Source organism: Streptomyces europaeiscabiei (assembly GCF_036346855.1).
Classification (GTDB): Bacteria; Actinomycetota; Actinomycetes; order Streptomycetales; family Streptomycetaceae; genus Streptomyces; species Streptomyces europaeiscabiei.
On record NZ_CP107841.1, the window covers coordinates 6,755,120 to 6,782,039 of the forward strand.

Sequence of the window (26,920 nt, forward strand, 5' to 3'; positions counted from 1 at the left end):
TCCCCACCCACAGCTTCACAGCCTCACAAAACGAACCCCACGGCTAGCAGTACTGCGCTTCCTTGCCGATGGACCGGTACATGCAGTCCGAGTTCTCCAGCAACTGCAACACCGCGTCCCGGTTCCGAGCGGTCTCCCGGGCGATGACCTCGTCGGGCGGGTAGAACCCACCCCCGGACGCCGACCCCGGATACATCTCGAACGTGTACCCGAAGATCTTCTGGTTGCCCCACAGCCAGTCGTCGATCGACCCGTCCGTGATGTAGAGGTCACTGGACTGCTCGGGTGTGTACCCGTTGCTCGCGGCCATCTTCCCGCCGACCGTCGCGAACGCGTTGCGGTCGTCCGCCGTCATCCCGGTCGTCGTGTTGGCGGTGGTGTACCCGAACGGCCACAGCACCAGCTCGCTGTACGTGTGGAAGTCGATCCCGGTCCTGATCTGCTGGACCCCGCCGACGACCCGGCTGCGCACGAAGTTGGCGACGACCTTCACCTCGGGCGCCGACTCCGCCGCCGTACCCCGGTAGGTGTCCGAGGACGTCGACCCGGACGAGCCGCCGCAGCAGCCCCAGCGGTAGTTCCAGTTGCGGTTGAGGTCGGTGCCGACGGCCGACGAACCGCTGTTGGGCTGCCGGTTCTTGCGCCACGAGCGGTACGAGCCGGTGGCGACGTCGTACTCGCCGCCGTCCGGGTTGACGTCCGGGATGATCCAGATCTCGCGGTTGTTCACCATGTTGGTGACCCTTGAGTCGGTCCCGTAGTCGGAGGTCAGCTCGTTGAGCAGATAGAGCGCCATCTCGACGGTGAGGTGCTCACGGGCGTGCTGGTGGTGGGTGAACAGCACCTCGGGCTCGGCCTCGTCCGAGCCGACGTTGTCGCTGATCTTGATGGCGACGATGTTCCGGCCCTGGTACGTCGTGCCGATCACCCGCTGGCTGGCGATCGAACTGTTCGCCGCGACCACGGAGTTGATCTCGTTCGTCATCTCCGCGTAGTTGTGATAGCGGGAGTCGGCGGACGGGAAGTCGAAGAGCCGTACGTCGCCTTCGCCGTTGGACCGGTCCGGCACCGCGCCGAGTGCCGTGACCTCGTAGCCCTGCTGCTTCAGTTTCTTGATCTGGTCCGCGCGTCCGGAGACGAACACCGAGTGGTCGTCGGCGTCGTCCACGGTCACGCCGGCCTGCTGCAGCGCCGTGCGGGACTTGCTGTCCGAGTGCATGTGGACCTCGTACTGGCGGATGTCGTCCGCCGAGGCCCTGGGCCGCTCGGCGCTCGTCGCCGTCGCGTCCGTGGTCGTCGCGGCGACCGGGGCGGCGAGGGCCAGCGTCAGCAGGGTGGCGAGGGCGGCGGTGCGGCGGCCTGATCTCCTGCCCGTGCCGCCGGGCGTCGCCGACCTGCCGCGTATGCGGAGTCGCATGAAGTCTCCTATTTTCTCCAGGAGTTCCGGGGTCTCCGGAAGCGGGGAGTGGAGCGGGGGGTGGATCCTTGCGACGTGCCTCGGGCCTGGCCGACGACCGTGGGGGCGCCCGGCAGACCCTGGTGCGGGTGTGGCGCTCATGGTCCGGGTCTGGCATGACCGGGTCAAGAGTGAGGGTGGCGGGCGCGGGGCCGCCACGGCCGGAACCTACGGGAACCGGTCGCGGCGGGGCGGGAAGCAGTCAGGGGGCGCGTAAGCCGCGCACAACCGCGTAGGGGTACATCGGTGTCTTGCATGCCCAATTGTGGACGTACTCGGGCGGTAAACAGGTATATGCAGGGCCGGAAACGGGTAATCCTCCCCGTGTGCCGCGTACGCGCGGCGGTAACCCTGGAAGCATGCTGCAATTCTCCGGGGGGCTCCTTCCGGATTCCGGCCCCCACTTCGCCTCTTACCCCCAACCACCCATGGGCGCAGGCCACTTGAGCGTCGAGTACGAGCCCCGGCCCACAGCCGCCGCCCAGGCCCGCGCGCAGGTGCGCAGGCAGCTGGAGGGATGGGGACTGCTCGACCAGACCGATACGGCGGAGCTGTTGGTGAGCGAGCTGGTCACCAACGCGCTGGTGCACGCGAAGAGCCGACTGAAGCTGACCCTGTCGGCCGCGCACGGCGTACTGCGCTGCGAGGTGTCGGATACGGACTGCCGCCCGCCCCGGGTGCGCCGGGCGACGGGGATATCGGAGATCGGCAGAGGGATGTTCCTGGTGGAGGCGCTCGCCGGGCGTTGGGGCTGCCACCAGGACGGGCCGGGCAAGACCGTGTGGTTCGAGCTCGGGACCTGCGGGTCCGACGGCTGCGGTCGGCGACAGCCGTAGCGTTCCGCTCGGTTCGGCGGCTTCGGCGGCACCTGTCGCCGAGGCCGCTGTTCGGGGAGGCCACTGGGGGAGGCCGCTGTTCGGTGAGGCCGTCGTTCGCCGAGGCCGTCGTGCGTCCGCGGCGCCGTCGTGGCTGGTTGCGCAGTTCCCCGCGTCCCTGAAAGCATCCCGGGCATGCCCTCTTGTCTGGTGGGGGCCCATGGGGTTTCTTGACCTTCATGGCGGACACCACGGGAAACCCCACTGACACCCCGGCAACATCCGACATCAACCCCACACCCCGCAAATCCAGTTGGAAGTACATCGGCCCCGGCATCGTCGTCGCCGCGACCGGCGTCGGCGCCGGCGACCTGGTCGCGACCCTCATCGCGGGCAGCAACTTCGGCTACACCCTGCTGTGGGCGGCCGTCATCGGCTGCCTCGTCAAGATCTCCCTCGCCGAGGCGGCCGGCCGCTGGCACCTGTCCACCGGCCGCACCCTCTTCGACGGCTGGGCGAGCCTCGGCCGCTGGACGACGTGGTTCTTCGTCGTGTACGTCGTGATCTGGGGCTTCGTGTACGGCGCGGCCGCGATGTCCTCCAGCGCCCTGCCCCTGCAGGCGCTGTTCCCGGACGTCATGGACCTCAAGTGGTGGGCCGTCCTGTGCGGCCTGAGCGGCCTGGTCTTCGTCTGGTTCAACAAGTACGAGGTCTTCGAGAAGGTCATGACGGTCCTCGTGGGCGTCATGTTCGTGGTGACCGTCTACCTGGCGATCAGGGTCACCCCCAACCTCCCGGACGCCTTCGCCGGCCTCCTCCCGGTCCTGCCCGACGAGAAGGACTCGATCCTCAACACCCTCGGCCTGATCGGCGGCGTCGGCGGCACGATCACGCTGGCCGCCTACGGCTACTGGGTCAATGCCAAGGGCTGGACCAACACCGGCTGGATGAAGGTCATGCGCCTCGACAACCGGGTCGCGTACATCACCACCGGCATCTTCGTGATCTCCATGCTCTTCGTCGGCGCCGAACTGCTGCACTCCGCCAACATCGCCATCGCCAGCGGCGACAAGGGGCTGGTCCAGCTCAGCGACATCCTGGCGGACGAGTACGGCACGGCCACCGCCAAGTTCTTCCTGATCGGCTTCTTCGCCACCTCGTACACCTCTCTCATCGGCGTCTGGCACGGCGTGAGCCTGATGTTCGCGGACTTCGTGGAACGCTTCCGCAGGAAGGGCGCGGTGACGGGCGAGGAGGTCGCCTCCGGCCGGCGCGAGAAGTCCTGGCCGTTCCGCGCGTACCTGCTCTGGCTGACCTTCCCGCCCATCGTCCTGCTCTTCCAGGGCCAGCCGTTCCGCCTGATCATCCTCTACGGCGTCCTCGGCGCCGCTTTCCTCCCCTTCCTCGCAGGAACCCTCATCTGGCTCCTGAACTCCTCCCGCACGCCCCACGAATGGCGCAACGGCATCCTGAGCAACGCGATGCTGGCCATCGCGGGCCTGCTGTTCCTGGTCCTGGCCGTGAAGCAGATCTGGGACCAGCCGTGGGCGGACTTCCTCTGACGCCTTCGAGGAGGAGAGGGGTCGGCTAGCCGAGCTCCTTCCACCTCTCGCTGGTGACGATCTCCTTCAGCTGAGCCATGGAGAGCGCGGGGGTCCCGCGGGTCGCGGCCGTGTGCTGGGCGCCGGAGTTGAAGGCGCTGATCACGACCCGCAGCCCGTCGGTGCGGAGCGTGTCCACGGTCCACATGACGACCCCCTCGCCGCCCTTCTCACCGGGGCCCTGCCGCGTGACGACCTTCGTGCCGTCGGGCAGGGTCTCGGCGTCGGCGCCGAACAACGAGTCCGTGACGTCCGCCATGCCCAGCTGCACATTCACCTGCACCAGGCTCTGCCCCTTGCCGTCGTCGAGGACGACATAGGCGAAGTCCGACTCCAGCTCCTCCTCCTTGCTGACGATCTCGACGTTCTCGGGAAGGAGGCTGATGAGTGTCCGCCGGATCGCTTCGCCGCCGACCATCGGGGGCGAAGCGGGGTCCTCCGGCCTCACGGTCGACGACTCCTCCCGCTCCTCCTTGTCTTCCTTCGCCGTCTCCTCAGGAATGGCGTCGACGACCTCCTGCCACTCCGGGGCGGTGACGATCGCCCGCAGATACGCGGTGGGGAAAGGCGGTTCGGCACGGGTGACCGGCGCGTCCATCTGCGCCCCGGCATTCCATTCCCGGACGCTGACTTCGAATCCCTCCGGGTCGACCACCTGCGCGTACCAGAACTTGGTGTCCACGCGGCGGTCCGGGTACTCGTACCCCTCGAAGAGCATCAGCCGCGAGCCGTCCGGCCGGGTGCTCTCCTTGCAGGAGTCGTACTCGATCACTGCCTTGTCCGGGCACTCCGTCAGCTGCCGGGCGTGCTCGCTGTCGGGGTCGATCCGCCCGAGCCCGAGCTCCACCGCCGCCGCACCGTTGCCGTCGTCGTACACGACATGTGCGTACGGCCCCGGCTCCGTGCCCGTGCCCCGCGCCGACTCCCCGCTGAACTTCCCCTTCGGCATCAGGTTCTTGAGCCGCTGGACCATCTCGGCGCCGGACACCTCGCCGTCGTCGCCGCTGACCGTCTGCTCGCCGGACCGCTCCGCCGCCACGGACCGCTTCCCGTCTCCGTCCCCGCCACCGTCGCCGATCCCGGGCAGCAGGACCGCCCCGCCCACTCCGATGAGCGCGATCCCCGCGACCCCGCCCAGCATCGCCGCCCGCTGCCGGAACAGCAGTCGACGGCCGCGTACGACTCCGCCGTCGACCATGGTGCGCCCATCGGTCTCGAAGGAGTCTCCGGCCTGGCGCAGGGCGTCCCCGAGCCTGCCCTCGAAGGGGTCTTCGTGCTGGTCAAGGGGCATGACGAACCGCCGTTTCTACGAGTGGTGCGGGTGCTGGCCGGTGTGGTGTCGTTGACGTCTTGGAGGCGCTGAGAGGGCTCGGGGGCTCGCGGTCTCGGGGCGCTCAGGGGGTGACGTACTCGCCGATGGTGTCCCCGAGGAGGACGCGGAGTCGGGCGAGGGCGCGGACGCATCGGGTGCGTACCGCTGCCGAACTCGCGTTCATCGCGGCGGCGGTCTCCTCGATCGAGCGGTCCTCCCAGTAGCGCAGGACGACCACCGCCCGGTCCTTGGGCGGCAGTTGGGCCAGCGCCTCGACGAGGGTGAGCCGCAGGGACGAGTCGGAGCCGGGCGCGGCGGGCACGTCCGGGATCACATCCGTGGCCCGTTCCCTGCTGCTGCGCCGCCGCTGATGGGCCAGAAAAGTCCTGGTCAACACGGTCTGCGCGTACCCGGCAGGGTTGTCCGCCCGCTGTACCCGCCCCCACTTCACGTACAACCGGCCGAGTGTCTCCTGCACGAGGTCCTCGGCGAGATGCGTGTCCCCGCCGGTGAGCAGACACGCGGACCGGTAGAGATGCCTCGCGCGCGCCGAGGCGAACTCCTGGTACCCGTCCCCGCGGACCTGTCTCATCTCCGGCTCCCCCTGAACGAGCTCGCGTAGGCCGTGGCCGCTTCTTCGCGTCTTCGCCTCTCACACCATTGATGCGGTGGCCCCCGGGGAATGTTTCACGGGCAGGGGAGGGATACGGTGCGGTACGAGTCACACCAACGGGGCAGAGGGACGAACACCATGGACCAGCCTGATCAGGGCCACCAGTCGCCGCCGCCACCACCGCCGCAGCCTGGGACACCGCCGGGCGGCCAACAGGGCTTCGGGCCCCCGCCCCCGCCGTACGCGCCCCCGGCCGTGCCTCCGGGCCGGCCACCACAGCCGTACGCGCAGCCGCCGCAGGGCCAGCCGTACGGGCAGCCGCCGCAGGGCCAGCCGTACGGGCAGCCGGCACCGCCTCCCGTCGGCCAGCCGCCTCACCCGTACGCCCAGCCGCAGGCAGCCCCGGGAGCCCCAGGCGCACCCGCCCAGGGCCCGGAGTTCCTGGCCGTCGACCGCCACAACTCCGTCGTCGTCGACATCAACGGCGTCGCCTTCGAGGACCACGGCATCGCCATCGACTTCACCTGGCCCGAGATCCGCAGCGTCCACTACAAGGCGAGCGGCAACGGCAAGGCCCTCATGGTGGCCGTCATCCACCTCGACGGCGGCTTCTACGAGTGCACGGTCGAGGCGAAGCCCCGCGAGCGCCTCCACCAGTGGTTCGGGCACCTGGCCCAGGTGCTCGGCTACTACCGCCCGATGGGATAGCCGCGTCATTCCGGCAGGGGCGCACCTGCGGCCACGGGTGTCAGGGCGACGACGCCGGAGCCGTGGGCGATGCCGTCAGCCGATCCAACAGCCCTCCCCGCCTGCCTGGTTGAGGCATATGCGTCTCACTCTGTGTCGATACGGCCACACCTTCCGTGAGTTGATCAAGGAGATTCGGTGTTGATCGGGCCATGCCGTGGATATGGTGCTGATGCAAGACGATGCAGGAGGGACGTCGAGCAGGACGTCGTTCCTCACAGGGGCCGTCTGAGGCGGTGGTCGACCACCCCGCCGAAGTGAACGGGGTGGTGTGCAGCGTGCCGACCGCGATAGCCGTCACCAGTTCCGATCTGGTGCTCCCACCGCTCGACCGGCAGACCCCGCCCGCGGTCGTCCAGCCGCAGGAGACCCTCGAAGCCTCCCTGTTCGCCATGCACGCGCTCATCGAGCAGCACGGCTATGTCATCGCCCTCCACTCGGCCACCGAGGCGTCGGCCGTCACCCGGCGGCTGCACACCGTCCGTTCCGTGCTGGAGAGCGACCGCATCGCCCTGCTCGGCGTGGATCTGCCGCCGCTCGGACTCGCCCTGCTCGCCCAGCAGTTGCGGCAGCTGTCCGTGTGCGACTTCAGCCCGGGAGTGCTCGCCTCCTCCGTACGCCTCCTCGCGCACTACATCTACGCCGGTGCCCACCTCGGCTCCGTGGCCAAGCTCGACCGGGTGCCGGTCACGCTGAAGTCGCACGCCAAGTCGTGGATGCCGGGAGCCCGGTTCGCCGTACTGGCCAACCCGCGGCCCCAGCTCGTCCGGCTCAACACCGCCGACGAGGAGCCCCTTGCCGGGCCCGAGTTCGGCACCCGGCTGCTCGTCGCGCAGGGGCCCCAGCCGCCGTCCGACTGGGTCACCGCGACGCTCGCCCCGGCCTGGCAGGTACAGGGGTCCCTGCCGGTGCCGCTGCCCGAGGGGTCCGTGCGCTGGTGGGGGACCGGCAAGCTCGTCGAGTTCGCCGCCGGCCTCTCCGACGTCTCCGTGCTCTACCAGCTGGTGTCGTCCGTACGCCGCGAGACGTGCCACTGGTGCGGTCTCGAACTCATCGGCGACCGCTGCGGGTTCTGCGCGGCCCCGTTACGGGAACCGGAGCCGGCCCCCGGCCCGGACCGGGCGGCCCTTCCGCTAGGGGTCACATGACAGCCGTACGACAACTCCACAGCCCGCGAGGCAGCGGGAAAGGCAGGCCCGCTCAAGTGCCCGGCACGTTCCCACGAGGTGAGATGTAGTGAACTCACGCCAGCGCCGCGGCGTCATCCTGCTGGTCCTCTCGGCCCTGTGCGCCCTGGCCGCCTTCGCCGGGGTGCTCTCCGTGATCCGTGACGTGAACGCGAAGGTCGGGCCCGAGGTGACCGCGTACCGGCTGAAGGACGACATCGCGCCCTACAAGGAGCTGTCGGCGGGCCAGTTCGAGAAGATCACGATGCCGGAGCGGTGGCTGTCCGGCACGGCCGTCACCGATCTGTCGGAGATCCGCGGGAAGATCGCCGTCACCCAGCTGCGCAGGGGCTCCCTGCTCCAGTCCGACATGATCGTAGACCGGCCGGAACTCGAATCCGGGCAGCAGGAGATCGCGATCCTGATCGACGCGTCCACCGGTGTGGCGGGGAAGATCAACCCGGGGTCGCGGGTCAACATCTACGCCACGTTCGAGGAGAAGGACAGCGACTCCGGCAAGGACACGTCCAAGCTGATGGTCGCCGACGCACGCGTCATCGACGTCGGCAGGCTGACCCCCCTCGAATCCGGTCAGTCCAGCAGCGACCGCCGTCGCACGGCGACCGAGGCCGTCCCGATCACCTTCGCGCTCGACACCGCCGACGCCCAGCGCGTCGCGTACGCCGAGTCGTTCGCCGAGCACGTCCGTCTCGCCCTCGTCGGGGGCGGCGAGGCCACCGTCGTCGTACCGGACGACCGTTCGTACACCCTCGACGAGGACAAGTAGGAGGCCCCGCGATGAGGTCGGTCCGGAACGTCCGTACGGGGATGCCTCGAACGAGGGTGCGTCGAATGCCGCTGCGGGTGGGCGTGCCGAGGGTGGGCATGCTCAGGGGGGTACGGCGAACGAGGGTGCCGTGGGCGGCGAGTGCGCCGCGGGTGCCGCGTGAACCCTGCTGGTGTGAGGCGGCCGAGCCCCGCACGTCCGCGACCGGAACGAGGATCCGCCGATGACCATCCGTATCCTCCCCGTCGCCGGAGACATCGAGTCGGCCCGTGCCCTCACCACCCTGCTCGGCCAGCTGGCCGACGCCGAACCGGCACCGCACGTGTCCGACTCCACGGCCCTGCTGGACACCCTGGCGCGGCAGGCCGCCGACTCGCTGGACGAACTGCCGGAAGTGGTGCTCGTCCACGAACGGATCGGCCCGGTACCGGCGTTGGACCTCGTCCGCGATCTCGTCCTGCGCTTCCCGGCGGTCGGCGTCGTCCTCGTCACCTCCGACACGAGCACCGGTGTCCTCACCGCCGCCATGGACTCCGGCGCCCGAGGCATCGTCAACCTCCCCCTCTCCTACGAGGCCCTCGCCGAACGCGTCCAGGCAGCCGCGGCCTGGTCGGCCGGCATGCGCCGCCACCTCGGCAGCCCCACGCCGGAGCTGTACGCGGGCCCCGGCGGCACCGTCGTCACCGTCAGCGGGGCCAAGGGCGGCGTCGGCGCCACGGTCACCGCCGTCCAACTAGCCCTCGCGGCACGCGCGTCCGGCCGTACGGTGGCCCTCCTCGACCTCGACCTGCAGTCGGGGGACGTGGCCTCGTACCTGGACGTGCAGTTCCGCCGTTCGGTCGCCGACCTGGCCGGCATCTCCGACATCAACCCCCGCGTCCTGCAGGAGGCGGTCTTCGCCCACGACACCGGCATCTCCCTCCTCCTGGCCCCCGCCGAGGGTGAGCGCGGCGAGGAGGTGACGGACCGGGTGGCACGCCAGGTGGTGGCCACGCTCCGCTCCCGGCACGACGTGGTGATCGTCGACTGCGGCTCGCAGATGACCGCGGCGACCGCGGCGGCCGTCGAAATGGCCGACCAGGCACTGCTGTTGGTGACCCCGGACGTGGTGGCGATCCGTGCCGCCAAACGCATGGTCCGCCTCTGGGACCGCCTCCAGATCCGCAAGGCCGAGGAGACGCTGACGGTCGTCAACCGCCTGTCGCGCGGTACGGAGATCCAGCCGTCGCTGGTCGAGAAGGTCACCGGCACCAAGGTGGCCCGCGCCGCCGTCCCCGCCGCCTTCAAGGAACTCCAGTCCGTCGTCGACGCGGGCCGCCTCCAGGACCTCGACGCTCGTTCGGTCGTCAAACAGGCGCTGTGGGCGCTCGCCGGCGAACTGGAACTGGTCGCCGCGCCGGAGCACGGGCACGGCGGCCGACGCCGCAGGACGTCCGCGGACCGCGGCGCCCTCGTCCTGCGCCGCAAGGGCGGCGACCGGGGTTCGGTGACCCTCGAATTCGCCGGAATGTTCCCCCTGCTCCTGGTCACCATGACGATCCTGTGGCAGGCCGCCCTCTACGGCTACACCTACTCCCTGGCCGGCAACGCCGCAGACGAGGCCGCCCGCGCCGCCACCGCCGCCTACGCGGTCGACGGCGACGTCGCCGCCGCCTGCGAAGCCGCCGGCACCCAGAACCTCCCGGGCGCCTGGGACGGCACCTCCGTCGACTGCGCCCCCGCGGGCCCCGTCATGCGCGCCGAGGTCCAGGCCAACGTCCCCCTCTTCTTCCCGGGCTTCGACGCCGGCTGGACCGTCAACGGCGAGGCGGGCGCGGCGCTGGAGGGAGACCCGCAATGACGCGGACGGACGTGGCGGTATGCGAGGAGGCCGGTACCCGCCCGAGGGGCGAGGACGAGGCCGTACGTGGTGAAGCCCGGACGCGTCCGAGGGGCGAGGGCGTGGCGGTGCGCGGGGAGGCCGGTACCTGCCCGAGGGGCGAGGGCGTGGCGGTGCGCGGGGAGGCCGGTACCTGCCCGAGGGGCGAGGGCGTGGCGGTGCGCGGGGAGGCCGGTACCTGCCCGAGGGGCGAGGGCGTGGCGGTGCGCGGGGAGGCCGGTACCTGCCCGAGGGGCGAGGGCGTGGCGGTGCGCGGGGAGGCCGGTACCTGCCCGAGGGGCGAGGGCGTGGCGGTGCGCGGGGAGGCCGGTACCCGTCCGAGGGGCGAGGACGTGGCGGCATGCGGGGAGGCCGGTACCTGCCCGAGGGGCGAGGACGAGGCGGTGCGCGGGGAGGCCGGTACCCGTCCGAGGGGCGAGGACGAGGCGGTATGCGGGGAGGCCGGTACCTGCCCGAGGGACGAGGACGTGGCGGTGCGCGGGGAGGCCGGTACCTGCCCGAGGGACGAGGGCGTGGCGGTGCGCGGTGAAGCCCGGACACGTCCGAAGGACGAGGACGCCGCTGGCACCGCGGCGCGCTCCGCATGCCGGGAGGACGGCGTACGCCCCACAGCCCGGGCGGCCGTGGCACAGCCCCCACGACGGGCGGGCCGCGCACGGCGGGAAGGGGACGTGCCGGGGGGCGTCCGCCCACAGCGGTTGGCGCGTCGACGGAGCGGACTTCCCGCCGCACCGATTCCGCCCCGTGCCGAGGACGGACGCCCCCGCACGCGCCCCCGACCCACCGACCGCCCCCGCGCGCACCACCCCCCGAAGGAAGGCCGACTCCACCACCTGCGGAACGACCGGGGCTCCTCCATCCTGGAGTTCGCCGGCTTCCTCCCGATCCTCCTCCTCGTCGGCATGGCCGCGATCCAGCTGGGCCTCATCGGCTACGGCATCAGCCAGGCGGGATCGGCGGCCCGCGCGGCGGCCAGGGCCGAGTCGCTGCAGCCCGGCACCGGCCAGGCCGCAGGCGTCGCCGCCGCGAGCGCATGGCTGAACCCGAACCCCGCCGTGGCCCCCGGCGCCGACACCACCACCGCCACGGTCACCGTCACGGTCCCCTCCGTGGTCCCCCTCTTCGACCCGGTCCCCGTGGAACGCTCCGCCACCATGCCCAACGACACCGACGACTGACCCGCCGCACCCCGACCCCTTCCGCGCACCCCCAACCGCCCACCCCCGAGAGGAGTTGACGACAAGATGAGCCTGCGATCCCGTATCGCCGCCCCGGACGAAGGCGGAACCGGACGCGAGGACGGACACCTCGTGGCCGTCTACCGCGCCAAGCTCCTCGAAGAGATCGACCTGGCCGAGATGTCGGCCCTCACCGCGGCCGACCGCAGGGCCCGCCTGGAACGCGTACTCGGCCACATCATCAGCCGAGAGGGCCCGGTCCTCTCCTCCGCCGAACGTTCCCAGCTGATCCGCAGGGTCGTCGACGAGGCCCTCGGCCTGGGCGTCCTCGAACCCCTCCTGGCCGACGCGTCCGTCACCGAGATCATGGTCAACGGCCCGGACTCGATCTTCGTCGAGCGAGCCGGCCGCGTCGAACAGCTCCCCCTGCGCTTCGCCTCCACCGATCAGCTCATGCAGACGATCGAACGCATCGTCTCGACGGTCAACCGCCGCGTCGACGAGTCGAACCCGATGGTCGACGCCCGCCTCCCCACCGGCGAGCGCGTCAATGTGATCATCCCCCCGCTCTCCCTCACCGGCCCGACCCTCACGATCCGTCGCTTCCCCCGCGCGTACACCCTCCCGGAGCTGATCGACCTCGGCTCCCTCGACGAGCAGATGCTCATGCTGCTCGCCGCCTTCGTCCGCGCCCGCTTCAACGTGATCGTCAGCGGCGGCACCGGCACCGGGAAGACGACCCTCCTCAACGCCCTCTCCGGCCTGATCCCGTCCCGCGAACGCATCATCACCATCGAGGACTCCGCCGAACTCCAACTCCAGCAGGAGCACGTCGTCCGCCTGGAGTCCCGCCCCCCGAACATCGAGGGCAAGGGCCAGATCACCATCCGCGACCTGGTCCGCAACTCCCTGCGGATGCGCCCCGACCGCATCATCGTCGGTGAGGTCCGCGGCGGCGAGACCCTCGACATGCTCCAGGCCATGTCGACCGGCCACGACGGCTCCCTCGCCACGGTCCACGCCAACTCCGCCGAGGATGCGCTGATGCGCCTGCAGACCCTCGGCTCGATGTCCGAGGTCCTCATCCCCTTCGAGGCACTCAAGGACCAGATCAACTCGGCGGTGGACGTGGTCGTCCAGCTCACCCGTTTCGCCGACGGCTCCCGCAAGGTCACCGAGATCGCCCTGCTCGTCTCGCACGGCCGCGAACAGTTCCGCATCGCCACGGTCTCCCGCTACGCCCCGGACCCCCTCGGTGCCGACCGCGTCGTCCACGGCCGCTTCGAGCACCTGCCGGTACCCCGGCCCGTCGCGGAGAAGCTGTACGTGGCCAACGAGCCACTGCCCCCCGCGTACGGCGTGGCCGAGGCCATCGACCCGCTCAACACCCGCCAGGCCATCGGATAGCCCCGAGAGCCCCGAGGAGGTAGGACCGAACAATGGCGACAGCCCAGGCACTCCAGGCACCCCTGGCAACCCTGGCCCAGGCACCCCTGGACCTGGACAAAACCACCCTGCTCGCCCTCGGCGCCACCGTCCTCGGCGGCACCCTCGCCGTCGCGGGCGCGCACACGTACCTCTCCGGCCGCGCCCAGCGCCAGGCCCTGGTCGACCGTCTCGCGGGCAGCCAGGGCGGCCCGCTCCGCACGGCGACGGGGCGCGTACGACGCTTCACGGCCGTCGACCGCCGGCTGCGCCGCACCCGCCTCGGCCGGGCGATCCACCTGCGTCTGACGACGACGGGACTCGATCTGACGGCGGGCGAGTTCGCCACGTACGTCGCCATGGCCGTCGCCGCCCTGTGGCTGATCGCCGCCGCCACGCTGGCCCCCTTCTTCGGCCCGATCGCGGGCGCCGTAGGTGTGTGGGCGGCCGCCATCTTCCTCAACTGGCAGCGCCAGAAACGCATCGAGGCCTTCATCAACCAGCTCCCCGACGTGGCCCGCCTCCTGGCCAACGCCACCGCAGCCGGTCTCGCCCTGCGCACGGCCCTGGCGATGGCGGCGGAGGAACTGGAGGCCCCGGCGGGCGAGGAACTGGCCCGGGTCGCCGATCAGCTGGCGCTCGGCCGCTCGGTGGACGACGCCCTGGGCGAGCTGGCCGAACGCCTCCCCTCCCGCGAGCTGATCGTCCTCGTCACCACCCTGGTCCTGTCCAACAAGGCGGGCGGCACGGTGGTGAGTTCGTTGCGCAACCTGACCCAGACGCTGGAGGACCGCAAGGAGACCCGCCGCGAGGTCCGCACGATGCTGTCCGAGGTCAACGCGACGGCCTTCACCGTCCCCCTCCTGGGCCTCGGCTCCCTCCTTCTGATCAACTCCTCGAACGACGGAGCCCTGGCCCGGGTGACCGGCTCCCCCCTCGGCCAGGCCCTGGTGCTGATCTCGATCGGCCTCTACACGGTCGGCTTCTTCGTCATCCGCCGCCTCGGCAAGATCGAAGTCTGAGAAGGGGGCGTGACCTGACATGACGACATCGACGCTCCCCCTCCTCCTGGCCCTCCTGACGGCCGTCGCGGTCGCGGGTGCCCTCCTGGGCATCCGCATGATCCGCGCCGACGCGAAACTCCCCAGCGACCTGGCCCTCGCCCTGGAGGTGGGCGCCACCCGCGTCTCGAAGACCGGCTCGGCCGTCGACCGCCTGGGCATGCGCTTCGCCCCGCTCGTCCTGCGCCTCATGGGCGCCCGCCGGGTCGAGGCCAAGCGCCACCGCATCGACATGGCGGGCAACCCCGGCGGCCTCACCCTCAACCGCTACGCCGCCCGCCGAGCCGTCTACGGCTTCTTCGGCGCCTTCATGGGCCTCGTCTTCCTCACCAGCGGCCGCCCCCTCTTCGCCGCCTTCACCTTCGCCTTCGGTCTCCTCGCCGCCGACGCGGCGATCTGGCAGGCCATCCGCGAACGCAAGGACGTCATCGACCGCACCCTGCCCGACTTCCTCGACGTCCTCGCGGTCGTGGTCTCGGCCGGACTGGGCTTCCGCCAGGCCCTGGACCGGGTGGCGGAGAAGTACGAGGGCCCCTGGGCGGACGAACTCCGCATCACCCTGCGGCAGATGGACATGGGCGTGAGCCGCCGCCAGGCCTTCGACGAACTGCGCAGACGCAACTCGTCCGAGCAGGTCGCCCAGTTCGTCTCGGCGCTCCAGCAGGGCGAGGAACTGGGCTCCCCGATCGCCGAGACCCTGATCCAACTCGCCGCGGACATGCGCCGCACCGACGCCCAGAACGCCCGCCGCCGAGCTGCCCGAACCATCCCCAAGGCAACCCTCGTCACCCTGATCTTCATGCTCCCGGCCACGATGATCCTCATCGCCACCGGCATGTTCCTCGGCTCGGGCACGAACTTCGGCGACATCCTGGGCCGCTGATGGGAACCCGGCGGACCTGGCGCGCACGGCTGATTCGGCTCACCCAGCTGCGGGCAGTCGTGCCGCTGGGGCGATGGGGGTCCCCCCGGTCGAGCGAAGCCGAGAGTGGGGGAGGGTGGGCGCAGCGGCACCCTGTAAGCGCAGGCAAGCGCCTCCCACCCCCGCCCAGCCCCAGCGAGGGCCGGCGCACGTCACCCCCGCCCAGCCCCAGCACAAGCCCGCACCTCCAGGCCCCGCCCGCCACCGGCTATCTCGCGGACGACGCCACACCCCCCGCCACCCTCCGCCTCCAGCTCAACGCCCTCCAGGCCCTGGCCCGCCAGACTTTCGCCGTCCGCCTGGTCACTCTCACCATCGGCACCCCCTTCGCCATGGCCAACACCACCGGCGGCCCCCCGACCCACGCCGTACTCATCGCTGCCGTCCTCGGCATCACCGTCTCGTACGCCATGCTCAGGGACTGGGACCGCTTCGCCCCCCGGCTCCTCGCCCACCCCACCCTCATGGCCCTGGACCTCCTCTTCGGTGCGGTCCTCCTTCTCACCGCCTCCCCGGCCTCCCCCCTCGCCTACGCCACGGTCTGTACCCCCCTCCTCTCCGGGCTCCTCTACGGCTGGCGCGGCGCCGGAGTCCTCACCGGCCTGCAACTGGCCGTCCTCCTCACCGTCCACCGCACCTGGGAACACCACCCCGGCGCAGGTGTCAGCACCCTCCTCATCGCCGGCTTCTGCGTCGCGGCCGGCATCATCGGTGTAACCCTCCGCAACCTGATGTTCCGCTTCGGTACGGCCACCCAGGCACTCTCCGAAGTCACGTCCCGCCTCGCCGTCGCGGAGGCCGTGGAGTCGGAACGCGCCCGCCTGGCCCGCGAGCTCCACGACTCGGTGGCCAAGACCCTCCACGGCCTGGCCCTGGCCGCGGACGCCCTGGCGACCTCGGCGGACCACCCGGCCCCCGACCCCGCCCATCTGAAACGACAGGCCGGCCTCGTCGCATCGGCGGCCCGCCGGGCCGCCGACGAGTCCCGCGACCTCCTCACGGACCTGCGCCGGCACACGGACCTGACCACGACCCCACCGGCGAACCTGCGGACCGAACTGGCCACACGAACAGCGGACTTCGAGTCCCGCACCTCCCTCCCCACCCACCTCACCCACACGGGCGAGCCGGCCGCACACCTGCCCCCGGAGACGATCCACCACCTCCTGGCGATCACGTCGGAGGCTCTGGAGAACATCCACCGCCACGCGCGGGCGACCACGGCGCAGGTGTCCCTGAAGATCACCCCGGACACCCTCCACCTCATGGTCAAGGACGACGGCGTAGGCCTCCCACCCGCCCTCACCCTCGAAGAGGCGCAAGAATCCGGCCACTTCGGCCTCCTGGGCATGGCGGAACGCGCGGACCGCACCGGCGCGGTCCTGCACCTGGGATCGGACACCACCGGTACGGAAATGACGCTGACCCTCCCGCTCCCCGCCCCTCCCACCACCCCCGAAGCCCCCCGACAGGAGGCCGCACATGCCTGACCAGCCCCAGGCACGCCCCGGCCCACCCCTCCGCGTACTCGTCGCGGACGACAACCCGGTGGTCCGCGCCGGCCTCACAGCCCTCCTGGACACGCACCCCGACATCGAGGTGGTCGCCCAGGCCACCAACGGCGAGGAGGCGGTGGCCCGAGCCCGCTGCCACCACCCGGACGTCGCCCTCCTCGACGTTCGCATGCCCGGCACGGACGGCCTCACCGCACTGCCCGAACTGGCCGCCCTCTGCCCCGTGATGATGCTGACGTACAGCACGGAACCCGAGGTCGTGACCGAGGCCCTGTGCCGGGGAGCGGTCGGCTACCTGGTCCACGGCGAGTTCACCGCGCCCGAACTGATCGCGGCGGTACGGAACATGAGGGAGGGCCGCCCGACCATCTCCGCGGCCGTCTCTCCGGCTGTCTCAACTTCGCTCGGCGTTTCCTACGAACCTTCACACGAAAGTCACGACCTCTCTTCGCGTCTGCAACCATTTGTGACACAGTCGCCAAAGGGTGGCCCCGCCCCTGTGTCGGCACTCCGGCGCCGCATGCTCGACCATTCCAGTCGACCGTCTTTCGGCCTGAGTTCAAGGGAGGTGGAGGTGATGGACCTCATCGCATCGGGCATGAACAACCGTCAGATCGCCGCCACCTGCTTCATCAGTGAGAAGACCGTCAAGAACCACATCAACCGCATCTTCGCGAAACTGTACAGTTCGACCCGCAGCGAAGCCATAGCCCACTGGCTGGGCACGACTCCCGGGGGGTGGCCCCGATGACCCCACCACGAAAGGGAAGTTGGGCCCCCGGACCCACCCCCGGTACGTGCTGTCTCACGTACGGTGATCCGGTTGGTGTCGGCATCGCGCGGGAAGGCAACCGCCATGAAGGTGAAGCACCGTTTCGAGACCTGGAGGACCACCGTCGTCTCCCGCATGCGCGGGAAAGGGCGGGACTCGGGCGCGGGGTTCGTGGAGTACGCGGGCATCATGATCATCGTCGCGGGGATCTTCGTGATGATCGATGGGCTGGGGCTGGACGGAATGATTTCGGGTGCGATCAGGGATGCCATCGCCGACGTCGTTGGTGGCTGAGTTCGTCTCGTCTGCCTGGCGACAGAGGATCCACGCTCCCCATCTACATGTGGCTCACGACGATCACTCTTTTCGTCGGGCTCGCCTTCTTCGCGTTCGCTCAGGCGGCGTCCGCCCGCAGCGGTGCCCAATCCGCGGCGGACGCTGCGGCGTTGGCGGCGGCACAGCATGCGCGAGACGAACTGATGCTGGTTCTCGGAGACGATATCGAGGCAGGCAACGGCAACTGGTTGGACTGGCTCGACCTGTCCGGAGGCCTCCCCGCTGGAGGGGAGGCCACCGCTGCGGCTGCCGAACTTGCCGCGCAGAACCGCTCGAATCTCGAAGGTGGCGCCCAGCCCACCGAGGTGGACGGTGCCCCGGGGTTCCAGGTCAACGTCGTGACGGACTACACCGTGGGCGATTCGATCATTCCCGGCACCGAGGGCATGACAGCCACGGCCCAGGCGGTCGCCGTCATCCAGCCCCGCTGCGACTTCGCCCCGAACACCAACACCACGCAGCCCGTCAGCCTGGACTGCGACGGCGTGCCCGTGAACATCGACCCCGGGAATTTCAATCCGGCCGACCTTCCCGACGCGTCCGTGATGTTCTCTGTGTATCTGGCCAAGTGAGAGGAAGCCGTACCGATGAACTTTCGGCACACCACGAAGGGCCGCAGGGCAGTGACCGCGGTGGCGATCGCGACCGGGCTGCTCCTCACGGTGGCCGGTTGCGGTGGCGGAGGGGATGACGACAATAAGTCGTCGGACTCAGCCTCGTCCTCTGAGCCTTCCAGCAAAGAAAGCGGCGGCAAGGAGGAATCGCAGACCTCTGATGTTGACCCAGCGTTGGCTGAAGTGAAGAGCGGAGACATCACCCTCTCCGTGACCTCTGCCGAGCGTGACCAGGGCGGCTATGTGACGGTCAACGGCACGGTCACCAACAACGGCGGCAACTTCTGGCCCGCAGCGGACTGGCGCGGCGACGAGCGCGAACTCAACAAGAACGGATCCTCCTTGGCCGGGGCATCGCTGGTGGACGGCGCGGGTAAGAAGAAGTACCTCGTGCTCAGGGACACCGAAGGGCGCTGCCTGTGCACCAAGTTCACGGGAGGCGGAGTGGAGTCGGGGCAGACAACCGACTGGTTCGCCCAGTTCCCCGCCCCCCCCGAATCCACAACCTCCGTAGACTTCCAGGTCGGCTCCATGCCCCCCGCCACGGTCGAACTCTCCGAGGACGAGTGACGTGACGATGACCGCCCCCACCCCACGTGCCGCAAAGACCGGCACCGCGGCGCTGGCCGCAGCCGTGGCGGTCCTGGCCGCCCTCACCCTCGCGACGCCCGCCCAGGCCGCGGACGACCCGAGCGAACCCCCGGGCACCGTCACCACCTCCCCACCCCCGGAGGTGGACGCGAACAGCCCGGGACTGAAGCTCGCGCAGGGCGCCACGCTCGCCCCCGCCAAGGTCCTGGACATCAAGTCGGTCGTGGAGGACATGGGCGGCGAGGAGCGCCGGGAGGACACGAACGAGAACGTGACGTTCGCGCTCCAGGCGGAGGTCCTCTTCCCCAAGAACAGTGCGAAACTCAACCCGCAGGCCCGCTCCCGCATCCAGACGATCGCGGAGGAGGTCAAGAAGCAGAAGGCGGGCACGGTCCGCGTCTTCGGCTTCACGGACAACCTCGGCTCGTACGCCAGCGGCCTGACCCTCTCCAAGAAGCGCGCGGAGGCGGTCCACGACCTCCTCGCCGCCGACCTGGGCGGCAACGTCACCTTCGAGGTACGCGGCTACAGCGAGGACTACCCCATCGCCGACAACTCCTCCGAGGAGGGCCGCAAGAAGAACCGCCGGGTCGAGGTCTCCTTCCCCCGCACCACGACGGACACGGAATCCGACAGCGAACAGAGCTGACCGTCGCCCCACCCCACCCCGTCAGTTCTCCTGTCAACTCACCCGTCACCTCACTCCGGCAACGAATCCCGTACGTCCCGGAAGTGCTCCATCGGCCACCGCTCGATGACCTGGTACGCACGCGAGTAGTACCGGGTTTCGGCCGGCTCGTCGAGATAGTGCCGTACGAGGATCTGCTCGGCGCGGAAGGGCAGTGGACGCCCGGTCCCGAGCATCCCCAGCGCGCAGGCCGCGTCATGGACGACCGACGGGTCCGGGTCGTACAGGGCGCGGCGGAGGACGGTGTGAACGGTGGTGTGGACGGTGGGAGGCCGGCCGATGAGGCTGGAAAGGTGGGCGACGGCGTAGCGGCGTACCTCGGCGTACGGGTCGCGGGCCATGCTGAGGACGGCTTCGAAGGCTTGACGGTCCTCCGGTTCCGTGGAGGCGTCGACCGCGAAGGCGACCGCCGCCCGGACGTCGGGGTGCGGATGGCCGGCGTGCCGCAGGATCTCCCGGGCGTCGTCGGCGGACCCGGACTGCATCGACAGACCCCGGATGAGGAGACAGAGGACGGCCGGATGCTCCTCCACGGCCAACCGCGCGCGTAGCAGCGCCGCCGCCTGCCTCGTCCGGTGCCTGCCGTTGCGCAGGGAGGCGTTGTACAGGCAGAAGAAGCCCATCAGCTCCGCCGCGAAGTAGCGCTCGGGCGCCCGGGGGCTGTGCAGCGCCACCTCGGCCCCGGCCACGGTCTCGTCGTCCGCCCAGGTGTCCAGGGTCCAGCCCATCCGCATCCAGATGTCGCTGCCGGGGTCGCCGAACCGGACCGCCCGCTCCATCGTCGTCGCGAAGTCGGCCCGCTTGCCGAAGAACTTCTCCAGATCCGTGACGATCACCAGATACCCGGGCTCGTCCGGGTGCCGCTCGGCACCCTCCTCCGCGAAGTCCAGCGCGGTGCGGTTCTGTTCGTCCCGCAGGGCAACATGAGCCCCGTTCTCCCGCAACGCGTCCGCCGCGTGGTGCGCGCCCGCCCCTGCCGCCAGCATCAACGCGGTCAGCCCGCCGGGCGACCGCCCGTTGACGTCGGCACCGCTGTCGAGAAGGGATCTGACCGTCTCCTCGTCGTCGTCGCGCGCGGCCAGCCCCAGTGGCTCCAAGCCCGATCCCCCTCGAACCTCTCGAATGCCTATCCGGGGAACCCTAGGTCGGTACGCCGACACGGGCGACCGATTTCCCCGCCGAGGGCCCACGTCCGCGCGACCGGCCCTCACCCGCGCCATCCTCTCCAGAGAAGCCGAGAAGCCGAGAAGCCGAGAAGCCGAGAAGCCCTCAAGCCGAGTAATCCGCAAGCCGAGTCACCCACCAGCCGACGCCGTAGGGCCGGGAGCCGCCGCCATGCGAAAGATCGTTCTGATGATGTCCGTGTCCCTCGACGGCTACATGGAGGGCCCGAACCGCGAGATCGACAGTCACCTCTTCGACGACGAACTGTTCACGCACTTCAACGACGTCCTCAGGGACATGGGCGCCTTCCTCGGAGGCCGTGTCACCTACGAGCTGATGGCCGACTACTGGCCCACGGCCGATCGGGACCCCGCGGCACCGTCCTACGTCGCCGACTTCGCCGCGATCTGGCGAACGATGCCGAAACTGGTCTTCTCCCGGACCCTGCAGCGCGCGGAGGGGCACACGACGATCGTCCGGGACGTCGTCGTGGAGGACATCGAGGCCCTCAAGGCACAGGACGGCGGCGACCTCGTCGTGGGCGGCGCCGAACTGGCGGCCGAGTTCATGCGGCACGACCTGGTCGACGAGTACCGGATCTACGTCCACCCGGTGCTCCTGGGAGCCGGCAAGCGGCTCTTCCCCGCAGCCGACACCGCGACCCCGACCGGCCTGCGCCTGATCGAGACCCGCACCTTCGGCAACGGAGTCGTGCTCCTGCGCCACGAGCGCCCGCGCACCTGAGGCCCGTCGTCACCCTGCAGCCTGCCTCGTGACGCCGTGCAGCTCGCCCACCCCCGGCCCGGCTTCGTCCGAGCGGGAGATACCCCCACGCCGCCGCGAGGCCGCCCTCCGGGCGGCGACGGGAATGTGACGTCAGGCCTTAGGGTGCTTGTCCGTGTTCGTCCGCGTACGCCCGCAACGACCCCACCACCGTGTTCGTGACCGCGACCAACGGCACGGCCACCACCGCGCCCCCGATGCCCGCGATCATGCCACCGGCGGCGACCGCCAGGACGACGGCCAGGGGGTGCACCCGCACGGCCCGCCCGAGGATGAACGGCTGGAGGATGTGTCCCTCGATCTGCTGGACGGCGAGTACGACGGCCAGCGTCATGACGGCCGTGAAGACGCCCTGCGTCACCAGCGCCACGACCACCGCCAGCGCGCCCGAGACGACGGCACCCACCAGCGGGATGAAGGAGAACAGGAAGATGAACACGGCCAGCGGGACCGCCATCGGCACATCGAGGAAGTAGATCCCGAGGCCGATGAAGATCGCGTCGATCAGTGCCACCACCACCGTGCCGCGCACATACGCCGTCAACGTCTGCCAGGCGCGCGGCCCGGCCGCCGAGACACCCGGCCGTGCCGCCGCCGGCACCAGCTTCAGGGTCCACTGCCAGATCCGCTTGCCGTCGTAGAGGAGGAAGAGCGTGGAGAACACCGTCAGGAGGATGCCGGTGAGCGCCTCGACGATGACGGTCACGCCCTCCAGTCCCGCCGAGGTGATCGTGTCCGTGTTGTCGCTGATCGCCTCGCGGAGATTCTTGGCGATGTCGTTGATCTGGTTCTCGGTGACGTGGAACGGGCTGTCGAGCAGCCAGCGCTGCAGTTCGTCGATGCCGTCCTGGATCTGGTCGGAGAGGTCGTCGATGTTCTCCATGACCTGCCAGGTCACGAACCAGCCGATCAGTCCGATGACGACGAAGCCGAGGGCGGCGGTCAGGGCGGTGGCCAGGCCGCGCGGTACACCGTGCCGGGTCAGCCGTGCCACGGCAGGCTGGAGCATGGCGGTGATGAGCAGTGCGGCGGTGAACGACAGCACCAGCAGCTGTACGGAGCTGATGACCCGCATCAACACCCAGACGGTGCCCGCGAGCACGAGCAGCCGCCATCCGGCCTCGGCCGCCACCCGCATGCCCCAGGGAACCGCCGACGCGGGGTCGGGACGGGTGGAGAGAACAGGGGCGACCGCCCTCTGGTCCCGAGCACCGGCGGAGGAGTGCGGAGAACCCCCCGCACCGCCTTCGGCGCCCCCGGTGTCCTTCGCGATCCCGGCGCCGACAGCCTCCTCGGAGTCTCCGGAGCCGGAGCCGGAGCCGTGGGGAGTGCCGGACCCGGACCCGGACCCAGTGCCGAGGCCGCTGTCGCCACCGCCACCGTCCGCGCCGCTGTCGCGCCGGCGCCCCGCCGAGGCATCCCTGCCGTCGTCCGGACCCGCCGTCTCCGACTCGATCTCGGCCCGGCGCCGCTCCAACCGCTCGCCCCACCCGCTCAGCCCGGCGCCGACCCGGCCGAGCCACCCAGGAACTCGCGACATCATCCGCCTTCTTCCCCCGTCGCCTGTGCTGGTCACCGCTCCTCCCGGAGGCCGTCATTCCTCTCGGTGGCCTCGACCGTACATGGCCGAAGCCCCCCACCGAAGGACGGTGGAGGGCTGCGGAAGGTTGAGCGGCGGGCGGTCAGCCCTCTACGGCCTACTGGCCTAGTACCAGTGATTGGCCTGCCAAAACGTCCAGGCCTCGCACGGGCTGCCGTAGCGCGATTCCATGTAGTTGAGGCCCCACTTGATCTGCGTGGCCGGGTTGGTCCGCCAGTCCGAACCGGCGGAGGAGTACTTGCCGGCGGGCAGCGCCTGGAAGAGACCGTAGGCACCCGAAGACGGGTTGACGGCCTTGTAGTTCCAGGTGGACTCGTGGTTCACGATGTTGCTGAAGCACGTCCACTGGTCGCTGGCCACGACCGCCTTCGCCATCGCCTGGATCTCGGCGACGGTGTACGAGCTCTGCGTGGGGATGTCACCGAGCGAACCGGCGGCCTCGGACTTCGCCTCGGCGTCGGCCTGCGCCGCTTCCTTCGCCTTGCGCTCCTGCTCGGCCTTCTCCGCCGCCTTCTGCTTGTCGATCGCGTCCTGGGCCGCCTTCTTACGGGCGGTCTCCTCGGCGTCCTTGCGGGCGCTCGCGTCGGCAGCGATGGCCTGGGCGTCGGCCTGAGCAGTCAGGGACGCGGTCTGCACCTGGGCCTGCTGGCCCACGGGAATGTCGGCGAGCAACGTGGTGTCGTTCGCGACGGCCTCGGCGTCGTCAGTGGTCGTCTGGGCGGTGCTGCCAGAGGCAACTCCGACGACACTGCCGACTGCGGTGACCGCGGTGGCCGAAGCCACGGCGAATCCCCGGACCGAAATCCGGCTCACACGGTTTCCTTCCAGCATCGCCCGCCTCGGTGACCCTGGCGGACGCAATCGTGCCCCTGACGCTGGCCTCCCAACTGCGGGGTCACGGAGGCGCGGGCCCGGTGGGCAACTCCCTTGCGAGGAGTGCCACGAGATGCTCGGGCGGCATACGACGACGCTATGGAGTTGACCTGGTGATGCTGTTGTTCCGTACCGCTGGGGGTACAGGTGTGTCGTATGCGGGGTCTGACAGGAATGAGACTCTGCCGTAACCCGACACCGTGAGGCAATCCAGTGGTGAGTGTGAAAGCTCACACCTCGTTTGACGCAGGAGATGCAAGGAAACCCCCACGCGCCGAGGCGCCGCCCGGCTAGGCTCATCGCCTTTGCCGGACGGCGCCCATGGGATCCAAGGGATCGGCGGCCGACCGAAGTTGACCAAACCGGTTGAGACCGGTCAGGTCCCGTCAGATCTGTCCGTCCTCCAGCATTTCGGTCACCAGGGCCGCGATCTGGGACCGCTCGGACCTCGTCAACGTGACGTGGGCGAAGAGTGGATGGCCCTTCAGCTTCTCCACCACGGCGACGACACCGTCGTAGCGACCGACGCGCAGATTGTCGCGCTGGGCCACGTCATGGGTCAGAACGACGCGGGAATTCGCGCCGATCCGGGACAGAACGGTCAGCAGGACGTTCCGCTCCAGCGACTGTGCCTCGTCCACGATCACGAACGCGTCGTGCAGGGAACGGCCGCGGATGTGCGTGAGCGGCAGGACCTCCAGCATCCCGCGGGCGGTGATCTCCTCGATGACCTCCCGGCTGGTGACCGCGGAGAGCGTGTCGAAGACCGCCTGCGCCCAGGGGCTCATCTTCTCGGACTCGGAGCCGGGCAGATAGCCGAGCTCCTGCCCGCCCACCGCGTACAGCGGCCGGAAGACCATCACCTTCTGGTGCTGACGGCGTTCGAGGACGGCCTCCAGGCCCGCGCACAGCGCGAGCGCGGACTTGCCGGTGCCGGCCCGGCCGCCCATGGACAGGATGCCCACGTCCTGGTCGAGCAGCAGATCCAGCGCGATGCGCTGCTCCGCGCTGCGGCCCTTGATGCCGAACGCCTCCCGGTCGCCCCGCACGAGCCGGATGTTGCCGTCGGGCGTCACCCGGCCCAGTGCCTTGCCGCGCTCCGACTGGATCGTCAGGCCGGTGTGCACGGGCAGCGTGCTCGCCTCCGGGACATGGATCGACCCTTCCTCGAAGAGGATGTCGACCTGTTCGCCCGACAGGGTCAGCTCGGACATCCCGGTCCACCCGGAGGCGCCCGTGATGGCGAGTTCCGCGCGGTACTCCTCGGCGAGGAGGCCCACGGACGACGCCTTGATCCTGAGCGGGAGGTCCTTCGACACCACAGTGACGTCGAAGCCCTCCGCCTGCAGGTTGCGGGCGACCGCGAGGATGCGGGAGTCGTTGTCCCCCAGGCGGTAGCCGCTCGGCAGCACGCTGGGATCCGAGTGATTGAGCTCGACCCTCACGGTCCCGCCGAGTTCCCCGATCGGAATGGGGGCGTCGAGGCGGCCGTGCCGGACCCGGAACTCGTCGAGCAGGCGCAGGGCCTGCCGGGCGAAGTAGCCGAGTTCGGGATGGTGCCTCTTGGCCTCCAGCTCCGTCACCACGACGATCGGCAGCACGACTTCGTGCTCGTCGAAGCGGCTCAAAGCATTCGGGTCGGCCAGCAGGACGCTGGTGTCGAGGACGTAGGTGCGCCGGTCTGGCATACGGCGCTTTGTGCTGGTCACCACGGAAGGACGTACCCCCTCGGATGAGGTCGGGGAGCGACGGGTTCGAACTGGGCCGGTCGTCGGCACCGTTGCACGGGCCGGTGACCGGCCCTCCGCTGCTTCGTCCGTGCTGTGACCGCACGATCGGGCTGGTGCAAAGGGCCTCCCGGGCGGACGGCCCCGAGCCGCCCGCTGAGATCCGACACCCGTGGTTCGGGTGTCGACCTGACTGCCTTATGCCCTCGAACATGCGCCGCCATGCCAAGCGGTACGACGGCGTCCCGGTGAACTCCTCGTTACTTCTGGCCCGATGGGGGTGATGCGCACCTCACCGGCGATGCGGAGTCTCAGCCTCCGAAACGGCGGCCGCGCACCGCGTAGTCGCGCAGGGCGCGCAGGAAGTCCACCTTGCGGAAGGCCGGCCAGAAGACGTCGCAGAAGTAGTACTCCGAGTGGGCCGTCTGCCAGAGCATGAATCCGGACAGCCGCTGCTCGCCGCTCGTACGGATCACCAGATCCGGGTCGGGCTGGTCGACGGTGTAGAGATGCCGACCGATCATGTCGATGTCGACGGACTCGGCGAGTTCCTCCATCGAGGTGCCCTTGTCCTGCGCCTCCAGCAGCATCGAGCGCACCGCGTCGGCGATCTCCTGGCGACCGCCGTACCCGATGGCGACGTTGACCAGTATCCCGTCGATGTCCGAGGTGGACTCCTCGGCCTCCTTGAGCGCGCGCTGCATGCCGGGGGACAGCAGGTCCAGCGCCCCCACGTGGTGCACACGCCAGCGACCGTCGGCGGCGAGGGAGCGGACGGTGTCCTCGATGATGCCGAGGAGCGGGACGAGCTCTTCCTTGGGCCGGTTGAAGTTGTCGGTGGACAGCAGCCATAGGGTGACGACCTTGACGTCCGTCTCGGTGCACCAGCCGAGGAATTCCTCGATCTTGTGGGCGCCGGCCTGGTGGCCCTGCATCGTGGTGGAGCCCGCCGCCTTCGCCCAGCGCCGGCTGCCGTCCACGATCACGCCGATGTGCTCGGGCACCTGGGCGTGGTCGAGGTGGCCCTCGACCCTGCGTGCGTAGACCTTGACCAACAGGCCGCGCAGTGTGTCGCGCAGGTTCACGTGTTCCAGCCCCTCCGGTGCGGTGGCAGTCCCCTTGGTTGGCAGAGCCTACCGGGGCTGGAGGCCAACTCCGCCAAGGGGTGTGCGGGGTTGGGGCGGGCCCGGGGGCCTGCCGGGCGGCCCTCCGGAGGGCCGACTTCCGGGCAGAAAAAACGGGCCGGTCCGTGGGGGGGAGACGGACCGGCCCGAGGGGGGGTTTCCACCATAACCC

The 26,920-nt window shown here is 70.1% G+C and carries 25 protein-coding genes; 17 read left to right on the plus strand and 8 right to left on the minus strand.

Features of this window, described 5'->3' with window-relative positions; genetic code table 11:
* Positions 1-43: 43 nt before the first annotated feature.
* Positions 44-1,417, minus strand: a complete 1,374-nt coding sequence (locus OG858_RS29630) for a M14 family metallopeptidase (RefSeq protein ID WP_319263009.1) — start codon at positions 1,415-1,417, stop codon at positions 44-46.
* A gap of 467 nt (positions 1,418-1,884) precedes the next feature.
* Here OG858_RS29630 and OG858_RS29635 point away from each other — a divergent pair, with 467 nt between their 5' ends.
* Positions 1,885-2,292, plus strand: a complete 408-nt coding sequence (locus OG858_RS29635) for an ATP-binding protein (protein WP_086748829.1) — start codon at positions 1,885-1,887, stop codon at positions 2,290-2,292.
* A 218-nt stretch (positions 2,293-2,510) separates the two neighbouring features.
* Positions 2,511-3,833: an Nramp family divalent metal transporter gene (locus OG858_RS29640; RefSeq protein ID WP_086748828.1), complete on the plus strand. Its 1,323-nt coding sequence runs from the start codon at positions 2,511-2,513 to the stop codon at positions 3,831-3,833.
* Between the two features lie 25 nt (positions 3,834-3,858).
* On the opposite strand, the gene OG858_RS29645 is transcribed toward OG858_RS29640, so the two are convergent.
* Both OG858_RS29645 and OG858_RS29650 read right to left on the minus strand, forming a co-directional pair.
* The gene (locus OG858_RS29645) at positions 3,859-5,163 is read right to left on the minus strand and encodes a hypothetical protein (RefSeq protein ID WP_328544262.1); all 1,305 of its coding nucleotides are present in this window, start codon (positions 5,161-5,163) and stop codon (positions 3,859-3,861) included.
* A 103-nt stretch (positions 5,164-5,266) separates the two neighbouring features.
* Positions 5,267-5,776, minus strand: coding sequence for a SigE family RNA polymerase sigma factor (locus tag OG858_RS29650; RefSeq protein WP_086748822.1), 510 nt, complete (start codon positions 5,774-5,776; stop codon positions 5,267-5,269).
* Between the two features lie 159 nt (positions 5,777-5,935).
* Here OG858_RS29650 and OG858_RS29655 point away from each other — a divergent pair, with 159 nt between their 5' ends.
* From OG858_RS29655 to OG858_RS29720, 14 genes are all read left to right on the plus strand, one after another.
* Complete coding sequence (locus tag OG858_RS29655; RefSeq protein WP_328544261.1) at positions 5,936-6,505, plus strand: hypothetical protein; 570 nt, start codon at positions 5,936-5,938, stop codon at positions 6,503-6,505.
* A 275-nt stretch (positions 6,506-6,780) separates the two neighbouring features.
* Complete coding sequence (locus tag OG858_RS29660) at positions 6,781-7,692, plus strand: hypothetical protein (RefSeq protein WP_037694710.1); 912 nt, start codon at positions 6,781-6,783, stop codon at positions 7,690-7,692.
* 88 nt (positions 7,693-7,780) lie between these two features.
* Entirely contained in the window at positions 7,781-8,497 is a 717-nt protein-coding gene (gene cpaB / locus OG858_RS29665) for a Flp pilus assembly protein CpaB (RefSeq protein WP_086748820.1), read from the plus strand.
* A 223-nt stretch (positions 8,498-8,720) separates the two neighbouring features.
* A complete protein-coding gene (locus tag OG858_RS29670; RefSeq protein WP_086754335.1) occupies positions 8,721-10,337 on the plus strand; it encodes an AAA family ATPase in 1,617 nt (538 codons plus the stop codon).
* The gene (locus tag OG858_RS29675; protein ID WP_328544260.1) at positions 10,334-11,554 is read left to right on the plus strand and encodes a TadE family protein; all 1,221 of its coding nucleotides are present in this window, start codon (positions 10,334-10,336) and stop codon (positions 11,552-11,554) included. The genes OG858_RS29670 and OG858_RS29675 overlap by 4 nt, the downstream gene beginning before the upstream one ends.
* 66 nt (positions 11,555-11,620) lie before the next feature.
* Positions 11,621-12,961, plus strand: coding sequence for a CpaF family protein (locus OG858_RS29680; protein WP_319066438.1), 1,341 nt, complete (start codon positions 11,621-11,623; stop codon positions 12,959-12,961).
* Positions 12,962-12,993: 32 nt separating this feature from the next.
* Complete coding sequence (locus OG858_RS29685; RefSeq protein WP_328544259.1) at positions 12,994-14,001, plus strand: type II secretion system F family protein; 1,008 nt, start codon at positions 12,994-12,996, stop codon at positions 13,999-14,001.
* 19 nt (positions 14,002-14,020) lie between these two features.
* The gene (locus OG858_RS29690) at positions 14,021-14,923 is read left to right on the plus strand and encodes a DUF5936 domain-containing protein (protein WP_086749570.1); all 903 of its coding nucleotides are present in this window, start codon (positions 14,021-14,023) and stop codon (positions 14,921-14,923) included.
* A complete protein-coding gene (locus OG858_RS29695) occupies positions 14,923-16,452 on the plus strand; it encodes a sensor histidine kinase (protein ID WP_328544258.1) in 1,530 nt (509 codons plus the stop codon). Before OG858_RS29690 ends, OG858_RS29695 begins: the two co-directional genes overlap by 1 nt.
* Positions 16,445-17,227 (plus strand): response regulator transcription factor, encoded by a 783-nt coding sequence (locus OG858_RS29700; protein WP_328544257.1) that lies wholly within the window; start codon positions 16,445-16,447, stop codon positions 17,225-17,227. The genes OG858_RS29695 and OG858_RS29700 overlap by 8 nt, the downstream gene beginning before the upstream one ends.
* A gap of 105 nt (positions 17,228-17,332) precedes the next feature.
* The gene (locus OG858_RS29705; protein ID WP_319062052.1) at positions 17,333-17,542 is read left to right on the plus strand and encodes a hypothetical protein; all 210 of its coding nucleotides are present in this window, start codon (positions 17,333-17,335) and stop codon (positions 17,540-17,542) included.
* An 11-nt stretch (positions 17,543-17,553) separates the two neighbouring features.
* Positions 17,554-18,156, plus strand: coding sequence for a pilus assembly protein TadG-related protein (locus OG858_RS29710; RefSeq protein ID WP_330346589.1), 603 nt, complete (start codon positions 17,554-17,556; stop codon positions 18,154-18,156).
* Between the two features lie 15 nt (positions 18,157-18,171).
* Positions 18,172-18,768 carry a hypothetical protein gene (locus tag OG858_RS29715; protein WP_328544256.1) on the plus strand — a complete coding sequence of 199 codons (597 nt, stop codon included), beginning with the start codon at positions 18,172-18,174 and terminating at the stop codon, positions 18,766-18,768.
* Between the two features lies 1 nt (position 18,769).
* Entirely contained in the window at positions 18,770-19,438 is a 669-nt protein-coding gene (locus OG858_RS29720) for an OmpA family protein (RefSeq protein ID WP_319066444.1), read from the plus strand.
* 50 nt (positions 19,439-19,488) lie between these two features.
* Here OG858_RS29720 and OG858_RS29725 read toward each other — a convergent pair whose 3' ends face one another.
* Positions 19,489-20,574, minus strand: coding sequence for an ankyrin repeat domain-containing protein (locus OG858_RS29725; RefSeq protein ID WP_218779591.1), 1,086 nt, complete (start codon positions 20,572-20,574; stop codon positions 19,489-19,491).
* A gap of 238 nt (positions 20,575-20,812) precedes the next feature.
* Between OG858_RS29725 and OG858_RS29730 the strand changes: the two genes are divergently transcribed.
* Entirely contained in the window at positions 20,813-21,385 is a 573-nt protein-coding gene (locus OG858_RS29730; protein WP_086747442.1) for a dihydrofolate reductase family protein, read from the plus strand.
* A gap of 139 nt (positions 21,386-21,524) precedes the next feature.
* On the opposite strand, the gene OG858_RS29735 is transcribed toward OG858_RS29730, so the two are convergent.
* The 4 genes from OG858_RS29735 to OG858_RS29750 form a co-directional block, all read right to left on the minus strand.
* Positions 21,525-22,964, minus strand: coding sequence for an AI-2E family transporter (locus tag OG858_RS29735; RefSeq protein ID WP_328544255.1), 1,440 nt, complete (start codon positions 22,962-22,964; stop codon positions 21,525-21,527).
* Positions 22,965-23,129: 165 nt separating this feature from the next.
* Positions 23,130-23,837 carry an aggregation-promoting factor C-terminal-like domain-containing protein gene (locus tag OG858_RS29740; RefSeq protein WP_456243138.1) on the minus strand — a complete coding sequence of 236 codons (708 nt, stop codon included), beginning with the start codon at positions 23,835-23,837 and terminating at the stop codon, positions 23,130-23,132.
* 446 nt (positions 23,838-24,283) lie between these two features.
* Positions 24,284-25,609: a PhoH family protein gene (locus OG858_RS29745; protein ID WP_319066448.1), complete on the minus strand. Its 1,326-nt coding sequence runs from the start codon at positions 25,607-25,609 to the stop codon at positions 24,284-24,286.
* A 326-nt stretch (positions 25,610-25,935) separates the two neighbouring features.
* Entirely contained in the window at positions 25,936-26,709 is a 774-nt protein-coding gene (locus OG858_RS29750) for an isoprenyl transferase (RefSeq protein WP_319066449.1), read from the minus strand.
* Positions 26,710-26,920 lie beyond the last annotated feature (211 nt).